This window comes from Streptomyces sp. H27-D2, assembly GCF_035828615.1.
Taxonomy (GTDB): domain Bacteria; phylum Actinomycetota; class Actinomycetes; order Streptomycetales; family Streptomycetaceae; genus Streptomyces.
Map to the genome: position 1 here is coordinate 1 of NZ_JAYMZR010000087.1, position 23,825 is coordinate 23,825.

The 23,825-nt window shown below is 71.3% G+C and carries 23 protein-coding genes, 1 tRNA gene and 1 pseudogene; 12 read left to right on the forward strand and 13 right to left on the reverse strand.

The features are described 5' to 3' along the window. Window positions 1-101: 101 nt before the first annotated feature. The 6 genes from QMK28_RS26660 to QMK28_RS26685 all read left to right on the forward strand — a co-directional run bounded on the left by QMK28_RS26660 (window position 102) and on the right by QMK28_RS26685 (window position 7,131). Entirely contained in the window at window positions 102-776 is a 675-nt protein-coding gene (locus tag QMK28_RS26660) for a L,D-transpeptidase family protein (protein WP_443050832.1), read from the forward strand. Window positions 777-937: 161 nt separating this feature from the next. Then, window positions 938-1,399 carry a hypothetical protein gene (locus QMK28_RS26665; RefSeq protein WP_326442141.1) on the forward strand — a complete coding sequence of 154 codons (462 nt, stop codon included), beginning with the start codon at window positions 938-940 and terminating at the stop codon, window positions 1,397-1,399. A gap of 117 nt (window positions 1,400-1,516) precedes the next feature. Next, the gene (locus QMK28_RS26670) at window positions 1,517-4,378 is read left to right on the forward strand and encodes an alpha/beta fold hydrolase (RefSeq protein ID WP_326442142.1); all 2,862 of its coding nucleotides are present in this window, start codon (window positions 1,517-1,519) and stop codon (window positions 4,376-4,378) included. Continuing rightward, window positions 4,375-5,235 carry an ABC transporter permease gene (locus tag QMK28_RS26675; RefSeq protein ID WP_326442143.1) on the forward strand — a complete coding sequence of 287 codons (861 nt, stop codon included), beginning with the start codon at window positions 4,375-4,377 and terminating at the stop codon, window positions 5,233-5,235. The genes QMK28_RS26670 and QMK28_RS26675 overlap by 4 nt, the downstream gene beginning before the upstream one ends. Window positions 5,236-5,566: 331 nt before the next feature. Then, window positions 5,567-6,550, forward strand: coding sequence for an MEDS domain-containing protein (locus QMK28_RS26680; protein ID WP_326442144.1), 984 nt, complete (start codon window positions 5,567-5,569; stop codon window positions 6,548-6,550). A gap of 140 nt (window positions 6,551-6,690) precedes the next feature. Next, window positions 6,691-7,131 carry an ATP-binding protein gene (locus QMK28_RS26685; RefSeq protein ID WP_326442145.1) on the forward strand — a complete coding sequence of 147 codons (441 nt, stop codon included), beginning with the start codon at window positions 6,691-6,693 and terminating at the stop codon, window positions 7,129-7,131. A 146-nt stretch (window positions 7,132-7,277) separates the two neighbouring features. Here QMK28_RS26685 and QMK28_RS26690 read toward each other — a convergent pair whose 3' ends face one another. The 8 genes from QMK28_RS26690 to QMK28_RS26725 form a co-directional block, all read right to left on the reverse strand. Next, window positions 7,278-8,417, reverse strand: coding sequence for a cytochrome P450 family protein (locus tag QMK28_RS26690; RefSeq protein WP_326442169.1), 1,140 nt, complete (start codon window positions 8,415-8,417; stop codon window positions 7,278-7,280). Further along, on the reverse strand, window positions 8,399-9,859 hold the full coding sequence (locus QMK28_RS26695; protein ID WP_326442146.1) for a cytochrome P450: 1,461 nt from the start codon (window positions 9,857-9,859) through the stop codon (window positions 8,399-8,401). Before QMK28_RS26695 ends, QMK28_RS26690 begins: the two co-directional genes overlap by 19 nt. Next, window positions 9,856-10,524, reverse strand: coding sequence for a GTP-binding protein (locus QMK28_RS26700; protein ID WP_326442147.1), 669 nt, complete (start codon window positions 10,522-10,524; stop codon window positions 9,856-9,858). The genes QMK28_RS26695 and QMK28_RS26700 overlap by 4 nt, the downstream gene beginning before the upstream one ends. Continuing rightward, a complete protein-coding gene (locus QMK28_RS26705) occupies window positions 10,502-10,891 on the reverse strand; it encodes a DUF742 domain-containing protein (RefSeq protein ID WP_326442148.1) in 390 nt (129 codons plus the stop codon). Before QMK28_RS26705 ends, QMK28_RS26700 begins: the two co-directional genes overlap by 23 nt. Continuing rightward, entirely contained in the window at window positions 10,888-11,301 is a 414-nt protein-coding gene (locus QMK28_RS26710) for a roadblock/LC7 domain-containing protein (protein WP_326442149.1), read from the reverse strand. The genes QMK28_RS26705 and QMK28_RS26710 overlap by 4 nt, the downstream gene beginning before the upstream one ends. Beyond that, window positions 11,298-13,031 (reverse strand): ATP-binding protein, encoded by a 1,734-nt coding sequence (locus QMK28_RS26715; RefSeq protein WP_326442150.1) that lies wholly within the window; start codon window positions 13,029-13,031, stop codon window positions 11,298-11,300. The genes QMK28_RS26710 and QMK28_RS26715 overlap by 4 nt, the downstream gene beginning before the upstream one ends. 353 nt (window positions 13,032-13,384) lie before the next feature. Next, on the reverse strand, window positions 13,385-14,527 hold the full coding sequence (locus tag QMK28_RS26720; RefSeq protein WP_443050834.1) for a N(5)-(carboxyethyl)ornithine synthase: 1,143 nt from the start codon (window positions 14,525-14,527) through the stop codon (window positions 13,385-13,387). Window positions 14,528-14,791: 264 nt separating this feature from the next. Next, window positions 14,792-16,270 (reverse strand): hypothetical protein, encoded by a 1,479-nt coding sequence (locus tag QMK28_RS26725; protein WP_326442152.1) that lies wholly within the window; start codon window positions 16,268-16,270, stop codon window positions 14,792-14,794. Between the two features lie 347 nt (window positions 16,271-16,617). Here QMK28_RS26725 and QMK28_RS26730 point away from each other — a divergent pair, with 347 nt between their 5' ends. Further along, on the forward strand, window positions 16,618-16,914 hold the full coding sequence (locus QMK28_RS26730) for a hypothetical protein (RefSeq protein ID WP_326442153.1): 297 nt from the start codon (window positions 16,618-16,620) through the stop codon (window positions 16,912-16,914). Window positions 16,915-17,092: 178 nt separating this feature from the next. On the opposite strand, the gene QMK28_RS26735 is transcribed toward QMK28_RS26730, so the two are convergent. After that, the gene (locus QMK28_RS26735) at window positions 17,093-17,284 is read right to left on the reverse strand and encodes a hypothetical protein (protein ID WP_326442154.1); all 192 of its coding nucleotides are present in this window, start codon (window positions 17,282-17,284) and stop codon (window positions 17,093-17,095) included. A gap of 15 nt (window positions 17,285-17,299) precedes the next feature. Then, complete coding sequence (locus tag QMK28_RS26740; RefSeq protein WP_326442155.1) at window positions 17,300-18,148, reverse strand: Scr1 family TA system antitoxin-like transcriptional regulator; 849 nt, start codon at window positions 18,146-18,148, stop codon at window positions 17,300-17,302. Between the two features lie 310 nt (window positions 18,149-18,458). Here QMK28_RS26740 and QMK28_RS26745 point away from each other — a divergent pair, with 310 nt between their 5' ends. Beyond that, entirely contained in the window at window positions 18,459-19,043 is a 585-nt protein-coding gene (locus QMK28_RS26745; RefSeq protein WP_326442156.1) for an ATP-binding protein, read from the forward strand. Between the two features lie 63 nt (window positions 19,044-19,106). Here the strand turns inward: QMK28_RS26745 and QMK28_RS26750 are convergent, their stop codons facing one another. Then, the gene (locus tag QMK28_RS26750) at window positions 19,107-19,667 is read right to left on the reverse strand and encodes a cysteine hydrolase family protein (protein WP_326442157.1); all 561 of its coding nucleotides are present in this window, start codon (window positions 19,665-19,667) and stop codon (window positions 19,107-19,109) included. 148 nt (window positions 19,668-19,815) lie between these two features. Next, a pseudogene (gene tnpA, locus QMK28_RS34390) lies at window positions 19,816-20,058 on the reverse strand (IS200/IS605 family transposase); the annotation flags it as partial. Here tnpA and QMK28_RS34395 point away from each other — a divergent pair. Beyond that, window positions 20,005-20,238, forward strand: a complete 234-nt coding sequence (locus QMK28_RS34395; RefSeq protein ID WP_443050835.1) for a hypothetical protein — start codon at window positions 20,005-20,007, stop codon at window positions 20,236-20,238. The pseudogene tnpA and the gene QMK28_RS34395 sit on opposite strands and share 54 nt — an antisense overlap. A gap of 208 nt (window positions 20,239-20,446) precedes the next feature. Here the strand turns inward: QMK28_RS34395 and QMK28_RS26760 are convergent. Continuing rightward, window positions 20,447-20,514 (reverse strand) — tRNA-Arg (locus QMK28_RS26760). A 192-nt stretch (window positions 20,515-20,706) separates the two neighbouring features. Between QMK28_RS26760 and QMK28_RS26765 the strand changes: the two genes are divergently transcribed. From QMK28_RS26765 to QMK28_RS26775, 3 genes are all read left to right on the forward strand, one after another. Next, window positions 20,707-20,949, forward strand: a complete 243-nt coding sequence (locus QMK28_RS26765) for a hypothetical protein (RefSeq protein ID WP_326442158.1) — start codon at window positions 20,707-20,709, stop codon at window positions 20,947-20,949. A 182-nt stretch (window positions 20,950-21,131) separates the two neighbouring features. Continuing rightward, complete coding sequence (locus QMK28_RS26770; RefSeq protein ID WP_326442159.1) at window positions 21,132-22,232, forward strand: tyrosine-type recombinase/integrase; 1,101 nt, start codon at window positions 21,132-21,134, stop codon at window positions 22,230-22,232. A 1,330-nt stretch (window positions 22,233-23,562) separates the two neighbouring features. Beyond that, entirely contained in the window at window positions 23,563-23,805 is a 243-nt protein-coding gene (locus QMK28_RS26775; RefSeq protein ID WP_326442160.1) for a hypothetical protein, read from the forward strand. The last annotated feature ends 20 nt before the right edge of the window (window positions 23,806-23,825 follow it).

Sequence of the window (23,825 nt, forward strand, 5' to 3'; positions counted from 1 at the left end):
CTCCGCAACGGCACCTTCTACGAACCCCGCACCGCCAAGAACGTCGAACTCGCCGCATGAACCCGACATGGACGAATCATCACAAGACAGGCAGCTCGGGGTTGACGAAAGACATAGGGGCACCCCCACGCTCCGCCGGGCTGCCGACCACCGCGGCTGCCCGGCTGCCGGGCCCGCAGGCGGACCGGCGGGTGATACCCGGTATCGGCCCCGAGACCCGCGGACGCATCCCGGCCGACGCCCGTCAGGTGCTGGTCGCCTCCGGCGACGGCGTGGACTCGGACACGGCCGAGGTCGTGCTCTACACCCGTGCGGGTGACGCCCGTTGGCGTGCCGGGCAGCGCTGGCCCGCGCACAACGCCGCGCGCGGCTGGACCACCGATCACCGCCTGGGCGACCTGCGCTCCCCGCAGGGGGTCTTCGAGCTGAGCGACGCGGGCGGCAAACGGCCCGCTCCGGGCGCCAAGCTCCCGTACCAGCGAAGCCACTTGTTCACCGTCACCGGCGCCGGCGTCGAGGGTGAGCCGCTGGCCGGGGCCTTCGACTACGTCGTGGCCATCGACTACAACCGGGTCGCGGGCAACTCGCCGCTGGACCAGCAGCGGCCCGACGGCGCGGCCAAGGGCGGCGGCGTATGGCTGCACGTGGACCACGACGGCCCGACGCAGGGCTGCGTCAGCCTGTCCCGCGACGCGATGCGGGCGCTCCTGGGCACGCTCGACCCAGGGATGCGTCCGGTGATCGTGATGGGGCCGAAGGACTGGCTCGCGCGGTAGACGCGATGTTCCCGTTACTGGATGCTTCCGTTGCTCCCGATAGCGCAATTAATCCGAACGAATGCTTCCTTGACGGTGGATGCAACCAATAAAGCGCCCAGAGTGTCTGGATAAGTACATACCCGATACCGGGTGGAAAGCCAGACAACGGAGGAATCGCCATGACTCGTTCCCCCAAGCGCTCCGCGGCCCTCGCCGCCACCTGTGCGGCGGCCCTCGGGCTCGGCCTCACCCTCGCCGCGTCGGCCCCGGCGGCGTCCGCGCCCACCGCGCGCGCCGCCGCAGCGGCACCCGGCCCGCGATACAACGCCGAGCAGGTGCACCACTTCCTGGAGGGCTTCTACGGCAACCACGGCCCCCGGGTCTGGGAGCGGAAGCACCTCGTCACGAACGCGTTGAAGCGGAAGGCCGCCCGCACGCACAACTACGACCTGCTGCTGTGTGCCCAGAACACTCCCAAGGACATCGCGATCGGCAAGGTCACCACCGCCCAGTCGGCGGGCATGGGCTGGGCCACGGTCACCAACAGCTGGGGTGGCGGCCGGAAGACCGCCTTCACCGCTTACGTGGGCCTCGACTCCAGGAAGCAGATCAAGTTGGCGGACATCGACTGCACGCCCTGAGCGCCCGGTGCCGCCCGGGAACCGCCCCGTATACCGCGGTTGGTGTAGCGGGCCGGGGCGGTGTACTCCCTGGGGAGGTGCGCAGATTCCCCCCTGGGGCTACGTAGGATCCGGAGTATGGATCTCCACCTGCCCCGACGCCGTGGGCGGCTGCTCGCCGGAACCGTGGCTCTCGCCGTTCTGGCCGGAGCCGCCGGCACCTGGACGGCCGCCGCATCCGGGGGCGAAGCCGCCGTGCACCGCGAGGACCGCCGCCTCGCCATGCCCGAAGGACCAGGAGCCCCCGCCGACCCCGGCGCCAAGGGCTCCGTCTCGGGGGGCACGGCCGGCAAGGGGAGCAGCAATAACGGTGACGACGGCAAGGGGGACAAGGGCGACGGCGACAACGGCAAGGTGCGGATCGACACCTCCTTCTACACCTCCGGGCCGTCCTCGCAGCGCCGTCCCGCCATCCTGCTCGGACACGGCTTCGGCGGCAGCAAGAAGGACGTGCGACACGAGGCCGAGGATCTCGCGCGCGACGGCTACGCGGTGCTGACCTGGTCGGCCCGCGGCTTCGGCCGCTCCACCGGCCGGATCGGGATCAACGACCGGGACCACGAAGTCGCCGACGTCCGCCGGCTGATCGACTGGCTGGCGGCGCGCCCCGATGTGAAGCTCGACGCCAGCGGCGACCCCCGGGTCGGCGTCACGGGCGCTTCGTACGGCGGCGCGATCTCGCTGCTCGCGGCCGGCTACGACAAGCGGGTCGACGCGATCGCCCCGCAGAACACCTACTGGAACCTCGCGGACGCGCTGTTCCCGCAGGGCGTCTTCAAGAAGCTCTGGGCGGGGATCTTCTTCACCTCGGGCTCCTCCTCGGCGTCGATGGGCGGCCTCAGCTCCTCCGCCCCGCAGGCCCCCATGAGCGGCGACCACGGCTGCGGGGACTTCGAGCAGGCCGTGTGCAAGATGTACGAGCGGGTCGCCGTCGCGGGCAAGCCCGACGCGGCGGCCCGCAAGATGCTCGCCGACAAGAGCCCGTCCGCCGTCGCCGAGCGGATCAAGGTGCCGACCCTGATTTTCCAGGGCCAGAACGACAGCCTCTTCCCGCTCGACCAGGCCGACGCCATGTCGAAGGCGATCCGCGCGAACGGCGCGCCTGTCGACGTGGACTGGAACGCCGGCGGCCACGACGGCGGCGACCAGGAGACCGACCGGATTCGCCAGCGCGTCACGAGCTGGTTCGACCGCTACCTCAAGAAGGACGAGGGGACGGACACCGGCCCGGCGTTCCGGGTCAGCCGCACCGGCGGCATCGACTCCACGAACGCCCGCGTCCAGCTGCGCGGAGCGAGCAGCGACCGCTACCCGGGCCTCGACGGCGCCGCCACCCGCGCGGTCCGGCTCGCCGGCCGCGAGCAGACCATCGCCAACCCGGCCGGCGGCAGCCCGCCCGCCATCTCCGCCGTCCCCGGCGGCGGCGCGCTCTCCCAGCTGTCCAGCGTCGGAGCCGGCATCTCCCTCGACTTCCCCGGCCAGTACGCCCGCTTCGAATCGGCCCCGCTCCGCTCCGGGCTGCGCGTCACCGGCTCCCCGTCCGTCGACGTCCGGGTCACGTCCGACTCCGCCGACGCGGTGCTGTTCGGCAAGGTCTACGACGTGGCTCCGGACGGGAAGCAGACGCTGCCCTCGCAGCTCGTCTCCCCGGTCCGGGTCGAGGGCGCCAAGGCGGGGAAGACGGTCCGGCTGCGGCTTCCCGCCGTCGACCACAACTTCCAGTCCGGCCACCGGATGCGGCTCGTGCTGTCCGCCACCGACCTCGGCTACGCTTCTCCGGCCGAGCCTGCGACGTACACGCTCTCGCTCGGCGGCTCGGCCGGCCAGTCGCTCGGCAAGTCCGCCGCGCACGCGCCAGCCGCGCCCGCGCTGAGCGTGCCGACCGCCACGGCCGTACAGACCGAGTCGGCCTCCCTGCCGTGGTGGGTCTGGGGGCTGCCGCTCGGCGGCCTGGTCCTCGCCGCCGCCCTGGTGCTGATCGGCCGCCGCCGCGTCGTGGCCCCGGCCGCCGACCCCGAGCTGGCCGAAGTGCCGCTGCTGATCACCGATCTGAGCAAGCGCTACGCCAAGTCCGCCGACCGCTACGCCGTGCGCGACCTGACCATCCGCGTCGAGCGCGGCCAGGTGCTGGGGCTGCTCGGCCCCAACGGAGCGGGCAAGACCACCACCCTGCGGATGCTGATGGGCCTCATCCGGCCCGACGCCGGCGAGATCCGTATCTTCGGGCACGCGATCCGGCCGGGCGCGCCGGTGCTCTCGCGGGTCGGCGCGTTCGTCGAGGGCGCGGGCTTCCTGCCGCACCTGTCGGGCCGCGCCAACCTCGACCTCTACTGGCAGGCCACCGGCCGCCCCGCCGCCGACGCCCACATCGAGGAGGCGCTGACGATCGCCGGGCTCGGCGACGCCCTCCAGCGCGCGGTGCGCACCTACTCGCAGGGCATGCGGCAGCGCCTCGCCATCGCGCAGGCCATGCTCGGCCTCCCGGACCTGCTCATCCTGGACGAGCCGACCAACGGCCTCGACCCGCCGCAGATCCGCGAGATGCGCGAGGTCATGGTCCGCTACGCGGCGGCCGGCCGGACCGTCATCGTCTCCAGCCACCTGCTGGCCGAGGTCGAACAGACCTGTACGCACCTGGTCGTGATGGACCGCGGCAAGCTCGTCAGCGCCGGCCGCGTCTCGGACATCGTCGGCTCCGGCAACGCGCTGCTGGTCGGCGTCGCGGGCGAGCTGACGGACGCGATGACCGACAAGGTCGGCGCGCTGCCCGGCGTCGGCACGGCGGTGCAAACCGACGGCGGGCTGCTGGTCACGCTCGACGGCGGCACCGCCCCCGAACTGCTCGTGGAACTCGTCCGGCTGGACGTACCGGTGACCGGCCTCGGCCCGCACCGCCGCCTGGAGGACGCGTTCCTCACCCTGATCGGAGGCACCGCGTGAGCGCCGCCCAGCTGGCCGAAGCCGCCCCCGGCTACCGCGCCCGGCACACCCTGCCGCTGCGCGTCGAGGCGATGCGGCAACTGCGCCGCCGTCGCACGCTGGTGGTCGCCGGCATCCTCGCCGTGCTCCCGTTCGTGCTGATCGCGGCCTTCGCGATCGGCGGCGAACCCGGCCGGGAGAACGGCCAGGCGTCCCTGCTGGACACCGCCACCGCCTCCGGCGCGAACTTCGCCGCGACCTGCCTCTTCGTCTCGGCGGGCTTCCTGCTCGTGGTGCCGGTCGCGCTCTTCTGCGGCGACACGATCGCCTCCGAGGCGAGCTGGGCCTCGCTGCGCTATCTGCTCGCCGCGCCCGTCCCACGTGCCCGGCTGCTGTTCAGCAAGCTCACGGTGGCGCTGGTCTTCAGCGCGGCGGCGATGGTGCTGCTGCCGGTGGTCGCGCTCGCGGCGGGCACAGCCGCGTACGGCTGGGGCGACCTGCAGATGCCCACCGGCGGCGCACTGCCCGCCGGGACCGCGCTGCTGCGGCTCGGGGTCATCGTCGCCTTCATCTTCGTCTCCCAGCTGGTCACCGCGGCGCTCGCCTTCTGGCTCTCCACGGTCACCGACGCACCGCTCGGCGCGGTCGGCGGCGCGATCGGCCTGACCATCGTCGGCAACATCCTCGACGCGGTCACCGCGCTCGGCTCCTGGCGCGACTTCCTGCCCGCGCACTGGCAGTTCGCCTGGGCGGACGCGCTCCAGCCGCAGCTGGAGTGGAGCGGCATGATCAAGGGCACGGCGGTCTCGGTGGCCTACGCCCTCGTCCTGTTCGCACTCGCCTTCCGGGGCTTCCGGCGCAAGGACATCGTGTCCTGAGGAGCCGGTCATCGTGCTCTGAGGGACGGTCATCGTGCCCTGAGGAGCCAGTCATCAGGCCCTGCCTGATGCGTCATGCCAACCCTGCGTGATCGCTGTTCGAAGAGGATCGGACGGAATTCGATCAGTTATCGGGCTCACCCGGTCGGGACACGGCTGTCTTCGTACAACCGGGCCGAGTTGTACTGGGTCGCGATCACTGGGGGTAGCTTCGGGCGGACAGTGTGAGACCGCCGCGCGGAAGCGGTTGTGCGGGAGCGTCTGTGCCGGAGCGGTCCGGCCGCGACGCACCCCGGTCCTCAGCCGTGGAGCTCCGAGGAGGTGACGACTGGTGCCGACCGAGACTGCGCCGAAGGGCTGCGGCGAAGACGGCGTGAACGACGGCGTGAACGACGGCGTGAACGACGGCGCGGACAACGGCGCGGACAACGGCGAGGGCGACCGCGCGACGGGGCGGCTCATCGCGGTGGAGCGGATGCGGCCCGGCGACCACGCGTTCACGAGTCACGCCGATGACGACGACCGCTGGAGCGTCCTGGCCGCCTTCGTCCAGCACGGACTGGCGCGCGGCGAGAAGGTCATGGTGCTGGCCGACCCCGGCGTCCCCGTCCCGGACGTACGCGACGCGCTGCGGTCCTACGGGCGCATCGCCCCGGAGGCCGAGAAGCGCGGCCAGCTGTCCTACTCCAGCATGCGCGCGCTCATCCTGCCGGACCGGCGCTTCACCGCGAAGCGGCAGCTGGGGCGGCTGCGGGAGGAGACCGAGCGGGCCCGCGGCGAGGGGTACCAGGGCTTCCGTACGGTCATCGATATGGCGTGGGTCCAGGACCTCGGCGCGGACATCGAGGCGGTGCTCCACCGGGAGACCCACACCGGGCAACTCTTCGCCGACAAGACGTACGCCGAGATCTGCGCCTACGACCGCCGCCGGTTCGCGCCGGACGTAGTGGCGGCGATGCGGCGCGACCACCCGGTCGTGCTGCTGGAGCGGCTCGGCGACCTGGCCGCCGTCCCCACGCGGGACGGGCTGCGGCTGGTCGGGGACGCCGACCTCGCCACCCACCCGCTGTTCGCCACCGAGGTCGGGGCCGCGCTGACCCGGGGCGCGCCCGACGGGCGGCGACCGCTGCTCGATCTGGCCGGGCTGTGCTTTCTCGACGCCCACGGAGCCGCCACGCTGCTCCGGCTCGTGGCGGCGGCGGACGGCGGCGGGCAGGTCGAAGTCCGCTGCGCACCGGCTCAGGCCCGGCTGTTGCGCCGACTCGGCGCACCGGGTGTCCGGAAACTGGTCCTGACCGAGGTCGAGGTGTGGTGATCATGAGCGCAGATCCGGACGGGGGCCCGGACCGGAGCCGTAACAAGGATGGGAGCAGGAACGGGGATCGAAGCCTGAACGGGGACTGGGGTCGCAACGGGGACCGGAGCCGGAACGGAGGCCGGGGCCGGTCCCAGGTGGTGGCGTCGGAGCAGGGCGCGGGCGGCTGCGAGGCCGGCGAGGAGGCGGTGCACGAGCGGCTGTTGGAACTGCTCTTCACCGCCGCAGACCTGCCCAAGCTGCGGACGGGGATCGGCGAGTGCGCGGCGTTGGCGGGGCTGTGCGACACCCGTCGAGCGGACTTCGTCCTCGCCGTCCACGAGGTGGCGTGCAACGCGGTCGAACACGGCGGCGGCGGCGGCCGACTGCTGCTCTCCAGCCACGACGGCACGCTCCACTGCCGGATCACCGACAACGGGCCGGGGTTCAGCGCGGACCTCATCCCGCCGCAGCCGCCCGGCATCGAGTCGGGCGAGGGCGGCCGGGGTCTGTGGCTCACCCGGGAGCTGACCGACCGGTTGGAGATCGCGGCGGCCGGTGCGGTGGGGGCGGTCGTGACGTTGGTCGTGGTGCTGAGCTGACGCTGAGCGCGGACGGCCCGGATGACTGGCGGGACCGGCCCCAAGCCCCGAAACGGGACCTGGGGCCGGACCGCAGGCAGGCGAACGGGCTGCCGGCTGCCGCGAGCGGGTCAGGAACAGGCGGTCCTGACCGGCCAACCAGCCGCTCAGGACCGGCGCAGGATCACCGGCAGCGTGTTGTGCCCGTTCGAGATGAACGACTCCGACGGCTCCAGGCTCTCCGACGGCACGGCGAGCGCCATATCGGGGAAGCGGTCGAACAGCGCGGGCAGCGCGATGCCCGCCTCCAGCCGGGCCAGCGGCGCGCCCAGGCAGAAGTGCACGCCGTGGCCGAAGGCCAGATGCGTGCCACGGGTCGGGCGGGTGATGTCGAAGCTGTCGGCGTCCTCGCCGTGCGTGGCGCGGTCGCGCCCGGCGGCGGCGTAACCGGCGAGGATCGGATCGCCCTTGCGGATGACCACGCCGCCCTCGGCCGGGTCGCCGCCGACCGGGATGTCCTCGGCGGCGTACCGCAGCGGCAGGTTGGCGATGGGCGACTGCGAGCGCAGCGTCTCGTCGATCACGTCGTCCCAGCTCGCTTTGCCCGTCAGGACCAGTTTCAGCTGGTCGGGGTGGGTCAGCAGCGCGTGGATCGCGTTGTGGATGAGGTTGACGGTGGTCTCGTGGCCGGCGCCCAGCATCAGGATGAGGGTGTCGACGAGCTCCGTCTCGTTGAGCCGGGAGTCGCCCTCGGCCTCGCGCGCGGCGATCAGACCGCTGGTCATGTCGTCGCCCGGCTCCGCCGTCTTGGCGGCGACCAGGTCGCCCAGCAGCGCGTACAGCTCGGTGTACGTGGCGGTGACCTCCGCCGGGTCCGCGGAGGTGTGGAAGATGCTGTCCATGAGGCGGTGCAGGTCCTCGCGGGAGCGCTCGGGGACGCCGAACAGCTCGCAGATCACCTGGATCGGGATCGGGTAGGCGTAGCCCGCGCGGACGTCGGCGGTCTCACCGGCCGGGGTCTCGGCGAGCCGGTCCAGGAGTTCCCGGGTCATCTCCTCGATGCGCGGCCGCAGCTCGGCGGAGCGGCGCGCGGTGAAGGCCTTGGAGACGAGGGTGCGCAGCCTTTTGTGGTCGGAGCCGTAGGCCGTGAACATGTTGGAGACCGCGACCCAGGTGAACAGCGGCCATTCCTGGGGTATCTCGCCGTTGATCCAGGCGGGCCAGTGCTGGTTGGGGTCCTTGGACACCCGTGGGTCGGTCAGCAGGGACTTCAGCACGTCGTGGTGGGTTACTGCCCACGCCACCACACCGCCAGGGAGTTCCACCAGCGCTGCCGGCCCGGCTTCGCGGAGCCGGGCGCCTTCGCCGTGGAGGTCCTGGCCGAAGGGATCGATGACGAGGGGACGGGACTCGATTGCCATGAACTGTCTCCCGGTGTCTGGTGGGACTGGGAATGGGACTGGGACTGGTCGAGTTGTGCCGGGTGCGCGGCCACGGGTGTCACGGGGACCACCCTGGTGAAACGCGCGGGGAGTGCGGTCAGTGCGCGGTGGAACGGTCCCGGACGCCACTGAAGGGTGTCGGCCGGGACGTCGAGTTCGAGGTCGGGCAGCCGGTCGAGGAGCTTCTCGATGGCGACCTCGGAGATCAGCCGGGCGGCGCTCTGCGCCGGGCAGGCGTGCGGGCCGGCGCTGTACGCGAGGTGCGCGCGGTTGCCCGAGCGCTGGACGGTCGCGGACAGCGACGGGTCGGTGTTGGCGGCGGCGAGGCTGACCACGACCGGCTCGCCCGCGTGCAGCGGTACGCCCGCCAGCTCCACGTCCTTGACCGGGTAGTGGACGGCGTAGTTGGCCAACGGCGGGTCCTTCCAGAGGACCTCGTCGAGGGCGTCGGTGATGGTGAGGCTGCCGCCGGTCAGGTCGTTGAAGAAACGGTCGTCGGAGAGCAGCAGCCGCAGGCCGTTGGAGATGAGGTTCGAGGTGGGCTCGGTGCCCGCGCCCATCATGACGACGACCTGGTGGATCATCTCTTCGTCGTTCAGCTGCGCGGGGTGCGCCATCATCCAGGACGTCACGTCCTGCGCCGGCTCGGCCCGCTTGAGCGCGATCAGGTCGCTGATGAGCCGGGTGTAGTCGGCGTTGGCCTGCTCCGCCTCCTCGGGGCTGGTGCCCTCGAAGATCCCGGCCATGGCGGCCATCAGCCGCGCGCCGTGCACCTGGTCCATGCCGAACAGGTCGTTGAAGACGAGCAGCGGGATCGCGCGGGCGTACTCCGCGATCAGGTCCGCCGAACCGGTGCCGGCGAACCGGTCGATGAGGTTGTCGGCGCTGTGCTCGACGTAGCGGCGCAGCGCGTGCGGGTCGACGCGGTCGAGGCTCTCGGTCGCGGCGGCGCGCAGCCGGTGGTGCGCGTCGCCGTCGGCGAACAGCACGTTGGGCCGGTAGCCCATCATCGGCATGACCGGGCTGTTGGCCGGCACCCGGCCCTCGGCGAGCGCGCGCCAGCGGCGCGGGTCCTTGCCGTACGCCTCGGTGCCGCGGAGCACTTCGAGTGCGGCGTAGTAGCCGGTGACGAGCATCGCGTCGACGCCGGGGGAGAGTTCGACGGGGGCGACCGCGCCCTGGCCGCGCAGCCGGTTGTAGACGCCGCTCGGGTCGGTGGCGAAATCCGCGCCGTACAGCGGGGTCACGGGGGCGCGGCCGGTGCCGGCGTGCGCCGGGCAGCCCGGGGGCGGGGCGGGGACGGTCACGCGAACTCCTGGTCGGTACGGGTCTGCGAGGCGCCGGCCGGGAGCTGGTCCTGTGGCCGGGGCTGGTCGGGGCCGGTCGGGTCGGTACGGGTCTGGAGGTACTGGACGAGCGAGATCAGCGCGTCGGTGGCCGAGGCGCGGTCCCGTGCGTCGCAGTGCACCAGCGGGGTCTCGGCGAGCAGGTCGAGCGCTTCGCGCAGCTCGCTCTCGTCGTAGCCGGGCGCGCCCTGGAAGGTGTTGACGGCGACCGCGTACGGCACGCCGTACTGCTCCAGCAGGTCCATGACGGGGAAGGAGTGGTCGAGCCTGCGGGTGTCCGCGAGCACCAGCGCGCCCAGCGCGCCGGTCGTCATGTCCTTCCAGAGCTGCTGGAAGCGCGCCTGTCCGGGGGCGCCGAACAGATACAGCACCAGGCTCTCGCTGAGCGTGAGCCGGCCGAAGTCCATGGCCACGGTGGTCGTGGTCTTGCCCTCGACCCCGGCGAGGTCGTCCACGGCCGCACCGGCCTGCGTCATCGTTTCTTCGGTGCGCAGCGGCGGGATCTCCGACAGGGCGCCGACGAAGGTGGTCTTGCCGACCGCGAAGTGCCCGGTGACCAGGATCTTCACGGCCGTCTGCACCGTCTGCGGTACGTACATGTCCTCACTTGATGGCGCGGAGGCCACGGAGCACCTCCTCCAGGAGCTGGGGGTCGAAGCGTTGGGCAGGCGGGATCGGCGCCCGGGTGGCCAGATGGCCGTGGTCCACGAGATCGGCGATCAGCACCTTGGTGATGCTGACGGGCAGCGAGAGATGCGCGGCCACCTCGGCGAGCGAGAGCGAACCGCCGCGGCAGAGCGCCAGAATGCGGCGTGCCTCGGGACCCGCGCCGGGACCGGTGGAGTCCGGGGAGCCGGGGGCTGCCGTGGTGGGCGTCGGTGAGGTGGCGTAGACCAGGGTGACCAGGTCGAGGGTGTTACGGGTCGGGCGCGCTCGGCCGCTGGTGACGACGTACGGCCGCACCAGCCCCTTTTCGCGGCGACGGGGTGTCATACGGCGCTGCCATTGTCCTGCCGGGGCGGGCTGGTCAGGTTCTTCCCGAGCCGGTTGACGAGCTTGTGCATGGCGAAGGTGGCCGCTTCCATGTCCACCTTCTCGGTGCTGGAGACGGCGAGGTACGCGCCCGGTCCGGCGGCGATGATGAAGACGAAGCCGTCGTCGAACTCGACCATCGACTGCCGCCACGGGGTCGCGGTGTCGCTGTCCGCCGGGGAGCAGAAGGCGGCCGTGGAGCGGCTGAGCGACTGGAGCCCGGAGAGCGCGGCGGCCTGTACGTCGGCCTGGTCACGGCTCAAGCCGTCGGAATGAGCCCGGACCAGTCCGTCGGCCGACAGCAGGATCGCGTGGGATACCTCTGGCACGGTCAGGACGTCATTGAGCATCCAGGTCAGGTCGTCATTCATACCTGAGGAGTCCCTTCATCGGAGGCTTGTGCGGGCGGGAGGGGCGCGGAGGGGCGCGCGCCGGGGGGCGTGCCGGTGCCGGTCGCGCCGGGATCGGCCGCGGCGGGATCGGCCGGGCCGGTGCCGGCCGGGTCGTCGTTGGCCGCACGGCCGGAGCGGGTGCCGCGCTGGAAGGCGCCCATACGGGAGGCGGTCACCTCCGCGGGGCGCTCGGCGGGCATCTCGCCGGCCACGGGCTGCTGAGCGGCCGCGGCTTCGGGGGCCAGGCCCTCGGTCTGCTGCCGACGGCGTCGCTTCGGCAGGCCGCCGGCGGTCTGCGCGCGCGGCCCGGGTTGCGCGGGGTGTTCGTGCTGCACGGGCTGTACGGGCTGCACAGGCGGCTCGGTCTGCTCGGGGTGGGAGCGCGCTCCGTACGACCCGCCGGGGGGCGTACCCGGTGCCGGTGACACCGGTGCCGAGGCTGACGGCGGTGCCGAGGCTGACGGCGGGGCGGGCGGCCGGACTTCGGCGGGGAGCGGGGGCGTGGGCGCGGGGGCGTGCGTCGCGACCGGTGCGCTGGCTGGCGGCTGCGCGCGCGGGGGTGCCTGAGCCGCGGCCGGAGCCGGAGCTTGGGCCGGGACCGGGGCCGGGGCCGGGACCGGGGCCGGGGCCGGGGCCGGGGCCGACGCGGCGGGCGTGGCCGGTCCGGTCCGCAGGGTGCGGGTGGACGGAGCGTCCCCCACGTTCCCGACGGTCGCGAGCAGCGCGTTGGGCAGGAACACCACGGCTCGTACGCCGCCGTAGTTGGAGCGCCAGTCCACCGAGGCCCGGAAGCCGTAGCGGGCGGCGAGCACTCCGATGACCGGGAAGCCGAACTGCGGCGGGTCGCCGAGCCGGGTGACGTCCACGGCCCGTTCGCCGGACAGGACGCGCATCGCCTGCTGGAGCTCCTGCTCGTGCATGCCGACGCCCGCGTCGTCGATGACGATGACGGCGCCGTTGTGCACCCGCTCGACATTGACGTGCACGGAGGTGTGCGGCTGCGAGTGGCGCGCCGCGTTGTCCAGCAGCTCGGCGACGGCGAGCACCACCGGCTCGACCCCGCGGCCGACGACCGCGATGTCCACCTGCGAATGGACCTGCACGCGCAGGTAGTCACGGATGCGGGAAGTGGCCCCGCGGACGACGTCGAGCAGCGGCGAAGCGGCGCGCTGCCGTCCCGGCCAGGCCCCGCACAGCACGGCGATGGCCTGGGCGCGGCGGCCGATCTGCGCGTTCGCGTGGTCGACCTCCAGCAGCCCGGCGAGCACGTCGGGGTCGTCGTGCCGCTCCTGCATGTCGGTGATGGCGCCCTGCTGTTCGTTCGCCAGACCTTGCAGTACGCGCATCGAGGCCATCAGCGAGGCGCGGGCGGCCTCGTCGCTGCGAGCCCGCGCCTTGTCCACGGCCGAGCCGAACAGCTCGACGGCGGACTGGAGCCGCTGGGCGTAGGGCGACCCGGCGAGCTGGGGGTGGAGCAGCCCGGGCACCGGCACGGGGTGGTGATGGTGCACCGCCTCGGCCACTGCGGGGAGGCGGGTGGTGACCAGGTGGCCTATCTCTTCGTCGCGAACCTGGAGTTGGTCCTCAAGGGAAACGATCCGCCTGCGCAGCCGTCGGGTCATCTGGCGTCGGCGCAGTGCCAGCACCGCGCTCATCAGCAAACCGGCGGCCAGGCACCAGGCGACCGTCTCGGCTATGTGTTGTGTCATCAGTTCCTCGTGGGCCGGGGAAGGGGAGCTGGGGGGCGGTCGGCCCAAGCCACGAGTTAGTGATCATAGCGACGATATCGCGTGTTAACTGCATGGAGTTGATATGGAGTTACGTTCCGCAGTTCAACCATGCTGCCAGGAAACGGAATCGAAGCTTCGGACCGCAGGTCAGAGCTCCAGGGCAGGGAAGCGTGTGGCCGGTGCCACAGTCGGAATCCCTGCTGCGGACGGACGGGACGGACGGACGATCGCGGGGGCGCGGAAACGGGGCGGCGCTGCGACTCGTACGTCGCCGCCCCCCCCGCCCCGTAGTAGCTCAGCTCCCAGCTCCCGGTCCCGTTCCTGTCACCGCGTCACTTGCGCAGGTGCGGGTACTCCGGCAAGCGGTCCTGGAAGGCCAGGATGTTGGGGTTCTGGATCTTTCCGTCGCGGATCTCGATCGCGCGGCGGATCGTTTCGTTGGCTTCCCAGGTGTGCGGGCCGGTGAGCACGGCGCGCAGGTAGGGGAGCAGCGCCTCACTGATCTCCCAGGTGGCGGAGTTCCACAGGTGGGACGGGCTGTGGTCGACGCCGTAATAGAGGACGTTGTTGCCGACGATGAAGGTCGGGTCGTCGAACGAGGTGGGCCGGGCCCAGCTGAAGCCCATGCCCTCGTCGCAGGAGACGTCCACGATGAGGGTGCCCGGCGCGATGCCGGGGAGGTCGTCGTCGACGAGGAAGGTCAGCGGCGCGTTGGTGTCCTGGAGGACGCAGTTGACGATGACGTCGTGCTCGGAGAGGAACTCGCCCAGCGGCACCCGGCCGTTGTCGGTGATCGCGTGGCTCCGGCGCGGGTCGTTGTCGTCGTGGTCGAACTGGACTATCCGCGCGGAGTGGATCGGCGAGCTGACCGCGGTGACGCCGCGCTGGGTGAGCACGTCGACGTCGTGGACGCCGTGCGCGTTGAGCGCCGTCACCGCTCCGCGGGCGGTCGCCCCGAAGCCGATCACGGCGGCGCGCAGCCGGCGGCCGTAGTCACCCGTGGAACCGTTGAGCTCCAGGCCGTGCAGGACCGAGCAGTAGCCCGCGAGCTCGTTGTTCTTGTGGAAGACGTGCAGGTTGAACCAGCCGTCGGTGGTCCAGTGGTTCATCGCCTCGAAGGCGATCAGGGTCAGCTTGCGGTCGATGGCCAGCTGGGTGAGCTTCTCGTCCTGCACGCAGTGCGGCCAGCCCCACAGGACCTGGCCTTCGCGAAGATCTTCGAGGTCCTCGGCCAGCGGCTTGGCCAGCAGGATGACGTCGCACTCCGCGGTGATCTCCTCGCGGGTGCGGAATCCGCCGATGAAGGGTGCAAGCTGCTCGTCCGGAATGCCGAAGCGCTCTCCATAGCCGTGTTCGAGGTGGATACGCCCTCGGAGGTCGGCTTCGATCCGCTCGAAATGCAGCGGGTGGATCGGAAGCCGACGCTCGTTCTCTTTGCGAGACTGCGACAAGACTCCGAGACTGAGCTGGTGCACGTGCGCCCCTTTGGTTGATGCCTGTCTAGCACAAGCAGCCGAGCCGGGGGTGGCCGAGAACTGCCCCGGGACGGGCTCCGAGGCACCGTCCGGGAAGGTCGACGACTGACTGTCCGAGGGGTATCTCCGCAGGTCAGACGGGCTGATCTGGATTGGTCCGGACTACCGTCCGCCGCCCCGGGAACGCGCCTCAGGAAGAGGTCGGGCGGGGCCGCGCCAGGGGGCGGGAGGGCGCTCATGGGGCTGTGGGCGGAGTGGGCGGGTTCACCACCCGGTGAGCAGAAGATGATTGATCAGCAGCGCGACCGCCGCCTGGGCGAGCAGCCAGCGCCGGGCGTCGCGGGCCGGCAGCAGCGCGGCGGCGGGCAGCAGCCAGAGCGTGAACGGCAGCCAGATCCGTTCCGTCTCGGCCTTGCTCATCCCGGACAGATCGGCGATCACGATGGTGGCCAGAGCGGCCAGCACCAGGACGACGAGCCCGTCCGAAGGGCCGGCCGCGCCTGTACGGACGGTGCCCGTAGGGACCGCGCCTGTACGGACCGCGCCTGTACGGAACGCCCCGGTAGGGACCGCCCCCGTACGGAACCGCCGCAGCGCCCCCGGACCGGCCGAGACGGCCCGCCGCACACCGGCCACGGTCGCGAGCCCGGTGACGATCACCGCGTTGGCCAGGTTGCCCCAGACCCAGTAGCTGAAGGGCCGGTCCGCGCCGACGCCCTGGTAGTAGCGCTCGACCAGCAGGCCGTACGCCTCCCACCACTGGAACCCGGCGACCGTGAAGAGGCCGCCGACGACCGCCACGCCCGTGAGCACGAGCGGCAGCGGCCGGGCGGTGCGGGCGATCAGGAGTACGGCGAGGGCCGGCACCGCGATCAGCGTCAGCCCGTACGAGAGGTAGCAGCCGAGGCCCAGCAGCAGCCCGGACCCCAACGCCGTGACGGCGCGGAACCGGACCTTCCGGGTCGCCGCGAGGGCGAGCAGCGCGAGGCCCCAGGCGGCGACGGCGGCGAAGTAGCCGTCGGCCGAGGCGCCGACCCAGATCGCGGCGGGGGCGAGCACGAGGAACGGCGCGGCCCGCCGGGCGCTCGACTCGCCGGCCACCGCGCGCAGTGCGACCAGCACGGCGGCCACCGCCGAACTCCCGACGGTGATGCACCACGCCCCGGCCCAGCCCCCGCCGTCCAGCCCGATCCGGTCGAGCCCGACGAAGGTCAGCACGGCGGCCGGCGGATGCCCGGACACATGCGCGGGCCAGTGGTCGGGCTGCGTCAGCAGGATGTGCTCGGTGTAGCCGCGCAGCGCCGCCCCGATGTCGCCGAACCGGTCCACCGCCCGCAGATACTCATGCTCGGCGGTGAGCCGCTCCGCGACCCCCCGGTACCAGCCGTCGACCAACGCCAACGCCCACGTCCAGGCCATCCCGGCCGCCCACCCGCCGAGCACCACCCCCCGCCACGGCACCCGGCCCGCGAGCCCCGGCCCGTACACCACCACCGCGAGAGCGACGACGACCGCGGCCGGAGTCCCGGGGCCGACATGCGGCAGCCAGTCGGCGTAGAGCGGCGGCCAGTCCACGTAGAGCGTCCCGTCGGCCTTCTCGACGGCCGTCCCGACGACAGCCACAACCGCCACGAAGCACACCGCGCCCACCGCGGCCAGCAGATCCCACCGCCGCCCGCCGCGTTCGGGCGGCGCGGGCGGCGACGGGCACGTTCGATCCTCGGCGGCGGGGCTGGTGGGCATCACCTGATCAAGCTAGCGGGGCGGGGGGCGGGGCTGGGGGGACGCGGGGCTGACGTCGGGGGTTCGTCATATGTGGGACCGCTGTGGCGGTGGTGGTGCCGGGGACGGCCGTGGCGCGCACGGTCGCCTCCGGGTGCGCGGAAGCCCCGCGCCGGTGGGCGCGGGTACGGGCGTGGTGCGGTGTTGCGCGGCGCGAGCCACCCGTTCGGCGCGCGGGACGGGCGCGCGCTCGCTGCCCGGCTGACGATGGTGACGTTCCCTCTCCGCGCGGAACTCCAGTCCGTCCAGTCCAACAGTCCGTCCAGCCTCTCCAGTCCATTCGGCCTATTCAGAACAAGGAGCAAGCCGTGCGCACTCTCATGACCGTCCAGATCGACACCGATGCCGGCAATCAAGCGTTGAAGTCCGGCGGCGTGCCCCAGGTGCTGCAACGACTGATCGGGCAGACCAATCCGGAGGTCGTCTTCTTCTCCGTGACCAACGGAGCGCGGGCCGCGTATCTGCTCTTCGACCTGAAGGACCCGTCGGACATGCCCAGGCTTCTCGAACCGCTCTTCAGCGAGTTGAACGCCAAGGTCACCCTCTCCCCTGCCATGAACCTCGACGATCTGACGGCCGGGCTCGGGAAACTCGACGCCAAGTAGGCACTTGGCGGATCGCGCGGGTCGGAATTGACGGCTGTCAGGTGCTGAAGCCGCGCGGTGCCGGGCCGGGCGCGGCCCGGCACCGGCTGGACCGGGCCGCGCCGCTCCCGTCCCGCCATGCGCGTGCTGTGACACGGTTCGTCGCCGTGGCGTGGAGTGGCGCAGGTCAGCGCTGCCGCTACAGCAGGTGGTCGGCCTTGCCGGCCTTGATGTCACGGATGAGCGCGCTGAGCGCTTCGCGGGTGTCGGTGAGGTAGCTGTCCTCCTGGCCGGCGAGCGCTATGTAGGCGTTGCCGTTCGCGTCGGTGCCGATGCGGAAGCAGTTGGAACTCTCCGCGCAGAACGGCTCTTCCCACATGATGTCGGACACGTGTGTCTTCTCCTGTCAGGCGCCGGTCAGGGCGAGGATGAAGTCCCGGGACTCGCTGAGGCCAAGGGAAACGCTCTCCATCCAGTCCAGTTGAGAGCGGTACTTGTCGAGCTGCGCGGGCGCATGCGTGAACACGGGGCCATGGGCGGAGTCGAGTTGGACGGTGTCCAGTCGCGGAACGACGCCTTCCGCGTAGAGCATCGCTTGACCCGCGCCGGGGAACGCTCCGGACGAGAACGGAACGACCCTGACCTCGACGTTGTCTCGCTCGCTCATCTCGCGAAGGTGATTGAGCTGTGCACGCATGACCTTGGCTCCGCCGAACTCGATGCGCAGGGCCGCTTCGTGGATGTACGCGGTGTACGCGATCGGGCTCTCCCGGTGAAGTACCTGCTGGCGCTGCATCCTCAGGGCGACGCGCAGTTCGACTTCGTGGGCGGACAAGGGCGGCAGTGCGGCGTTTCCTACGGCACGGACGTAGCCGTCGGTCTGAAGCAGGCCGGGAATGTGCAGAAAGACGCCGACGCGGACGGCGATGGCGTGCCACTCCAGTTCGGTGATATCGATCAGTCCTGCGGGCAGTTGGCCCCAGTACGTCTCCCACCAGTCCTTGGGGCGGTCGCCGGTCATCGCGGCCAGCGCGTCGACGTAGGGGCCGTCTCGGCAGCCGTAGTTGCAGGCGAGTGTCCGCACTCGTTCAGGGGTGATGGCGCGGACGCCCGACTCGATGTTGGAGATCTTCATGCGGTCCAGCCCGAGCAGTCGGGCGGCGAACTCAGTGGACTCCTCCGCATCGGACCGCATCTTGCGCAGTTCGGCGCCGAGCCGTTTCTGACGTTCGGTGGGGGCACTCCGTGGCGGCATGTGTCGCTTCCCTTGGTCAATGGCGGTGCCAGTTTGCCTGCCTCGGCCTTCTGCGGTCCACTTCGAGGGGTAATTTCATTGATGCAGTGGCAATTACCACCGCCCGTGCTCTACCTTCAGTGGTGCGCCACTCACGCACAGTGAAACCGAAGAGCATCGCGCGAGCCTGCCCGCGTCCTCCTGCCCTGGGAGGGGCGGGCTCGCGCCAGGGAGACAAGCCACTGCCCACTGTGCGCCGGAGGTGTCCACGCATGCACCCATCAGCCCCTCAGTGAGCGGAGTCGTCATGCCCGAATCCACATCCGAAGCCGTGTCCGCAACCGTATCCGCGACCGGCGGCCCCACCCCGGACGCACCCGAGCCCGACCGGCGCGTCTCCGTGCCCGCCCACGGCCTCCCGGCCTTCCCCGCCTACGGGTCCGCGCGGGTCACCCAGTGTCCGCCGCCGCCTCCCGACCTCGGCGCGCCGCACCCCGGCAACCTCGCGTACAGCCTCACCCTCCCCTCCGCCGTGGCCACGCCGGCCATCGCCCTCGAGGCTGCTGAGCTCATCCTCGACATCCACCGCATGAACGACCTGATCGAGCCGTCCCTGCTCCTCGTGTGCGAACTCGTGTCCTACGCCTGCCGGTTCACCGGAGCCGGGGAACAGATCTACCTGGCGCTGCGCCAGCGGGAGGACACCTTGCGCCTCACCGTGTACGACACGCACCCCCGCCACACCCATCCCCTCCTCGCCGCCGCCTGCGACGAACGCCGCCGGGCCGCGTTGCAGCTCACGCCCGACCTCGTCCAGTCCCATCGCGGCACCTGGGGCTTCGACGCCGCCCACCACCCCAGCACCGGCACCCGCACCTGGGCCACCCTCGTGCACGCTTCGCCCTGGGCCGCCTGAGCCGGGCGGCGGGGGCGTCGACGCCCTGGACCGCATGCGAAGAATCCGGACGGCAACCGGCTGTTACGGTGCGATGGACTTGAGCCAGTCCTCGATGGTGATGACGTCTGCCTGCCTTGGGAAAAGGTTCTCGGTGAGGATCCGGTGCACCTCGGGGTCGGTGTCGAGGCAGGCGTCCGCCAGGACGGTGAGACCGAAGTCCAGGTCGGCGGCTTGGCACAGGGTGAACAGCACGACACCGCTCGTGGCGATGCCAGTGAGAACGAGGCTGTCGACATCGCGGGCCCTGAGGACCAGGTCGAGGTCGCTGCCGGAGAACGCGCTCGCTCGCCTCTTGGTGACCACGACGTCGCCCTGCCGGGGTGCGACGTCGGGGTGGATCTCGGTACCCGCGTCGTCCCCGGCGAAGAGGCCGGACCGCGCAAGGGCGCTGAGCGCCTTGTTGCGGGTACCGACTTCAGGGTGGTCCGGGCGTAAGCCGACGACCACGTAGATCACGGGGATGCCGGCCGCCCGGGCGCCGTCGACCGCTCTGCGCAGGCGCGGCAGGTATCCGGAACCGTCGCCGACGCGGTCCACGATGGCCCGCTGGACGTCCATCACGAGCAGGGCACTTTTCGCCATCCCTGATCTTCGCAGGGAAACCCGGTTTTCAGGCCGGGCGGGAATGCGGTCCTTGTGCCGGAGGCGCGGAGTGCCGGAGTTCTGTGCGCTTTGTGGTGTTGGTCGGGTCAGCCGTTTGTGGTTTTCGATGTATTCCTTGACGACGGCCAGGGGTGCCCCGCCGCAGGACCCTGCGACGGGGTGCCCCGCCGCAGGACCCTGCGAAGTAGGACGGTGACCAGAGCCGGCCGTGCAGGGTGGCGCGGTTGGTGCGCTCGGTGAACTCTTGCCGCAGATACCGGGAGCTGACGCCCTTGAGGCTGTTGACCAGCTTGGAGACAGCGACCTTCGGCGGGTAGTGCACCAAGAGGTGGACGTGGTCCTCTTCGGCGGCAACGGAGGCAACGGAGGCAACGCTCTTCTCAGCGGCGTCGGCGGCGCGGGCGGCTACGGCGGCGCCAGCAGTACGGGCCAGAGCGCCAGCGCCGCCTGCCCCGGCAAACCCGGTGGCAACGGCGGCCCCGCCACCCTCCTCGCCGACGGCACTCCCGGCGCCAACGGCGCTGCTGGCAACGCCGCTCTCCCCTGCTGACAGCGCCGGCAACGCCCCCTGCCCTCGTCGGGGCAAGCATGTGTGGGGAAAGTCCCACGCCGCGCGGGTGCGGTCCGCTCCCGTGCGGCGTCCCGGGGCCAGGGGCTGAGAAGCGCCCCAGGAGATCCCTGGAGGTCACCAGTTCTCGACCAACCTGCGGACACCATGTCTGACCTGCGAAAACTCAGGCCGGCTGACAGGATGTCAGTGGTGCCCCCGGCAGGACTCGAACCTGCGGCCAAGTGCTTAGAAGGCACTTGCCCCTGCCACTGAGCTAGGGGGTCTGACCTGCACAAACGTGGTCTCCCGGCACTAGTCCCTGTGACGCGTGGGACGCATGTGGGATGTGGGACGGAGGGCCCAAAGACCGCTACACGCCCCGTCGCAATATCTTTACAGGCTCGCGGGCCTTCCCAGAAACAATCTTGTCCCATCGGCCGTTGCGCGGATGGAGGCAAGGAAGGGAAGGTGTTGGGCTTGAAGCTGTTCAGCATCGGCGGCGGTGACGTGGTGGCGGAGGTCATCGCGCGGTCCGCTGTGCGCGAGCGCCATCTCCAGGAGCTGGTCGAGGCGAACATGGAGGCGCTCCTCGGCGTGCGCTTCCTGGCGAGCGAGTACGGCACCGGAGCGCGGCACCGCGGCCGGATCGACTCGCTGGGCCTCGACGAGAACGGATCGCCGGTCGTCGTCGAGTTTACCGACCGCAGGTAGTCCTGCCCGTCATGTCCGTCTGGGACTGTGACCAGCACGTCCCAGGCTTGTTTACCGACCGTGTCCGGGACGTCTGTCATGTTCTGGAGTCGGTACGGAGGACGAGTGGCACGGCACGTGGTGGTCGGGACCTGAGGGTCCAGCAGATCGAGCGGAAGGACGGGCGGCGGTCGTGGACGATCATGTGGCCCGAGGGTACGGTCCATGCGGAGGCGGACCGGTTCCTGCGTCTGCATGATGGTTCGGGAACACAGAGGACGTACGCGTATCTGCTGGTGGACCATCTGCGGTGGCTGGAGCGGGAGTGCCTGGCCTTCGCCGCAGTCCAACTCCGGGACCTGGAACGGTACATGGGCATCGTCGGCGCGGAGGTCCGTATGCCGCTCGGCGAGCCGTGGCGGGTCGGCAAGCGCCCATACGGCCGCTCTGCGTTGTCGATCACGGCGGCTTGTCTGAAGGGCTTCTACCTGCATCAGTCCTCCCTCGGCATCAACGGCGAACTCGGCAAGAAGCTCGATAAGTCGCCGCTGCCGTCGCGGGTGGACCGGCGCCGTTCGTTCCTCGGGCATGTGAAGTCGTCGCTGCCGACCAACCCGCTGGCGCCGAAGGGGCCGCACCGCCGGCATCCGAAGATGCTTCCGGACGGCGCCCGGGAGAGGCTGCTGGAGACGGTGAACGCCGCCCGGGACCGGCTGGTGGTCACCTGGCTCGCCGACGGCGGGCTTCGCATCGGTGAGCTGTGCGGGCTGCACCTGGTCGACCTGCACCTGCGGGAGAACGCGGCCTGCGGCGAGTGCCGCACCCCGCACTTGCACGTCTGCCACCGGCCCGACAACCCGAACCGGGCCGAGGCCAAGAGCAAGCACCCCTGGCGGGTCGAGCACGGCGTCGTGACCGGCGGGCTGATCAAGCGGGTCAGCCCGGCGATGGTGCACGCCTACTTCGAGTACGTCACCACCGAGTACCCGCGCGGCGCCGGGCACGGCATGCTTCTGGTCCAGCTGCACGGCGCCGCTACCGGGCAGCCGTGGGCGCCGGTCGGGGCTCGGCGGATGCTCGGCCGGGCCGGGAAGCGAGCCGGACTCGGGATCGTGAAACCTCATGCCTCCCGGTATTCGTTTACTTCCGCGGTTCTCGACGCCGCCGACGGCAACCTGTTGATCGCCCGGGACGCCGGGGGCTGGGCCTCGGCCGCGATGGTGGATGAGGTCTACGGACACGTCGATGTCCACGACCCGGTCTTCGACGCCGCCCTGCGCACGGTCTGGGGTGAGACGAAGTGACGGCGCCGTCGCTGCTGCCGCAGCAGGATGCCCGCACGCGACGGGACCGGCTGGAGGTGCTCACCGCGCTGATCAACGGGCCCGAGTTCGACCCGATGCTGCGCGGCGGGGTGCTGAAGTTCCCGCCGACGCACCCGGTCTATCCGTGGAGCTGCACGGTCGTCGACTGCGCGCGGCCCCGCTGGCGGCGCTTCGCGATGTGCTCGGTGCACGCTGGGCAGTGGCAGGAGGCGGAGGCACTCGGCATAAGCCGGGCTCAGTTCCTGCGGACCGCGGAGCCGCTGCCGGCCACGGAGATGCCGGAGGCGATGATGTGCCGGATCTGCCCGCAGCGTCCGGCGTTCAGCCTGCAACTGGTGCTGTGCTTCCGGCACCGCAACCGGTGGCTGAGCCACCTGAAGCGGCACCCCGAAGGACGTGTGAACGAGGGGGAGTTCGAGCGGTGGCTGGCCGACCAGCCGTCGCTGCCGGGCTACGGTGAGTGCCGCGCGGACGTGTGCGACGAATTGGCCGCCTCGCCGCTGGGGTTGTGCGGCGCGCACGAGCGCGGCTACATCCGGGACAGGCGGCCGGGAGAGGCGAAGCTGCCGAAGAACTTCTTCGCCACCTACGAGCGCCGTGATCGCCCTGTCCCGGTGACCTGCGAGGACGAAGTCGCCTTCCGCGCGTGGTGCCACGCACAGCTGCCGGTGCACCGCACCGGAACGGTCAACCTGCGCGGGCTGCGGCCCCTGCCGCGGGCGGAGTTGCAGTGGGGCATGTATGTCCACGGCCTGCAGCCCGTCGCCGTGTGGCACCTGACGTGGGTGCAGTCGCTCGCGGACGAGTGCCAGCGCCGCGACGTGGCGTCCCTGGCCGGCTTGGATGCGTCCGTCTTCCGCCGCGCCTACCACCAGCGCATGGTCCAGGAGATGCAGCAGGCCCTGCGGAAGATCTACTTCCCCCTCCGAGACCCGGGACGCCGGCTACATCGAGACCGAGCACTTCGGGGTGCGCTTCCCGCACCGCTCCAGCTACGTCGACCTGACCTGCGTCTCCCAGCGGTGGCTGCGCGACCTCTTGTGGGACCACATCGCCGGCGTGCTGCGCTCGCCCACCTGCCTGCGCAGCGCCCAGCCGGTGGACTTCGTACGCCGCGCCGGCGCCGAACTGTCCGCGTTTTTGGAAGCCGAGGCGCCCGGCGGCGGCCACGACCCCACCGCGCTGCGAGGCGAGCACGTCCACCGCTTCGTCGCGGACCTGCGCAACCGGCGAACGCCTCGGCCTGGCCTTCCGCGGCCAGGCCCGCCTGGACGGCAAAAGGGCGAAGGCCACCGAGAACTCGCGACGGATGGTGTTCAACTACGGCCGTTCCCTTCTGCGCGGCGCGCTGGACAGCGGCAGCGCCGAGCAGATCGGCCTGGACCGCGCCTTCATCGCCGCCATGCCGGTCGGCGGCCCGGGCACGCCCCGCAGCCGCAACCCGTTCCCCGACGAAGTCGCCCGAGCGCTTGCGGACGAGGCCAACCTGCAGCAGCTCGCAGACGGCTACGACTCGCACGACCGGGGCCTGAGAGTGCGGTTTGCACTGTAATGCTGGGTTTGGTGTCGCTC

Bases quoted from the DNA above. Each gene is read 5' to 3' on its own strand.
- QMK28_RS26665 (WP_326442141.1), top strand. From the start codon at position 938: ATGACTCGTTCCCCCAAGCGCTCCGCGGCCCTCGCCGCCACCTGTGCG.
- QMK28_RS26670 (WP_326442142.1), top strand. From the start codon at position 1,517: ATGGATCTCCACCTGCCCCGACGCCGTGGGCGGCTGCTCGCCGGAACC.
- QMK28_RS26705 (WP_326442148.1), bottom strand. From the start codon at position 10,891: ATGACACCCCGTCGCCGCGAAAAGGGGCTGGTGCGGCCGTACGTCGTC.
- QMK28_RS26710 (WP_326442149.1), bottom strand. From the start codon at position 11,301: ATGAATGACGACCTGACCTGGATGCTCAATGACGTCCTGACCGTGCCA.
- QMK28_RS26715 (WP_326442150.1), bottom strand. From the start codon at position 13,031: ATGACACAACACATAGCCGAGACGGTCGCCTGGTGCCTGGCCGCCGGT.
- QMK28_RS26725 (WP_326442152.1), bottom strand. From the start codon at position 16,270: ATGCCCACCAGCCCCGCCGCCGAGGATCGAACGTGCCCGTCGCCGCCC.
- QMK28_RS26740 (WP_326442155.1), bottom strand. From the start codon at position 18,148: ATGCCGCCACGGAGTGCCCCCACCGAACGTCAGAAACGGCTCGGCGCC.
- QMK28_RS26750 (WP_326442157.1), bottom strand. From the start codon at position 19,667: ATGGCGAAAAGTGCCCTGCTCGTGATGGACGTCCAGCGGGCCATCGTG.
- QMK28_RS26770 (WP_326442159.1), top strand. From the start codon at position 21,132: ATGTGGCCCGAGGGTACGGTCCATGCGGAGGCGGACCGGTTCCTGCGT.
- QMK28_RS26775 (WP_326442160.1), top strand. From the start codon at position 23,563: ATGGTGTTCAACTACGGCCGTTCCCTTCTGCGCGGCGCGCTGGACAGC.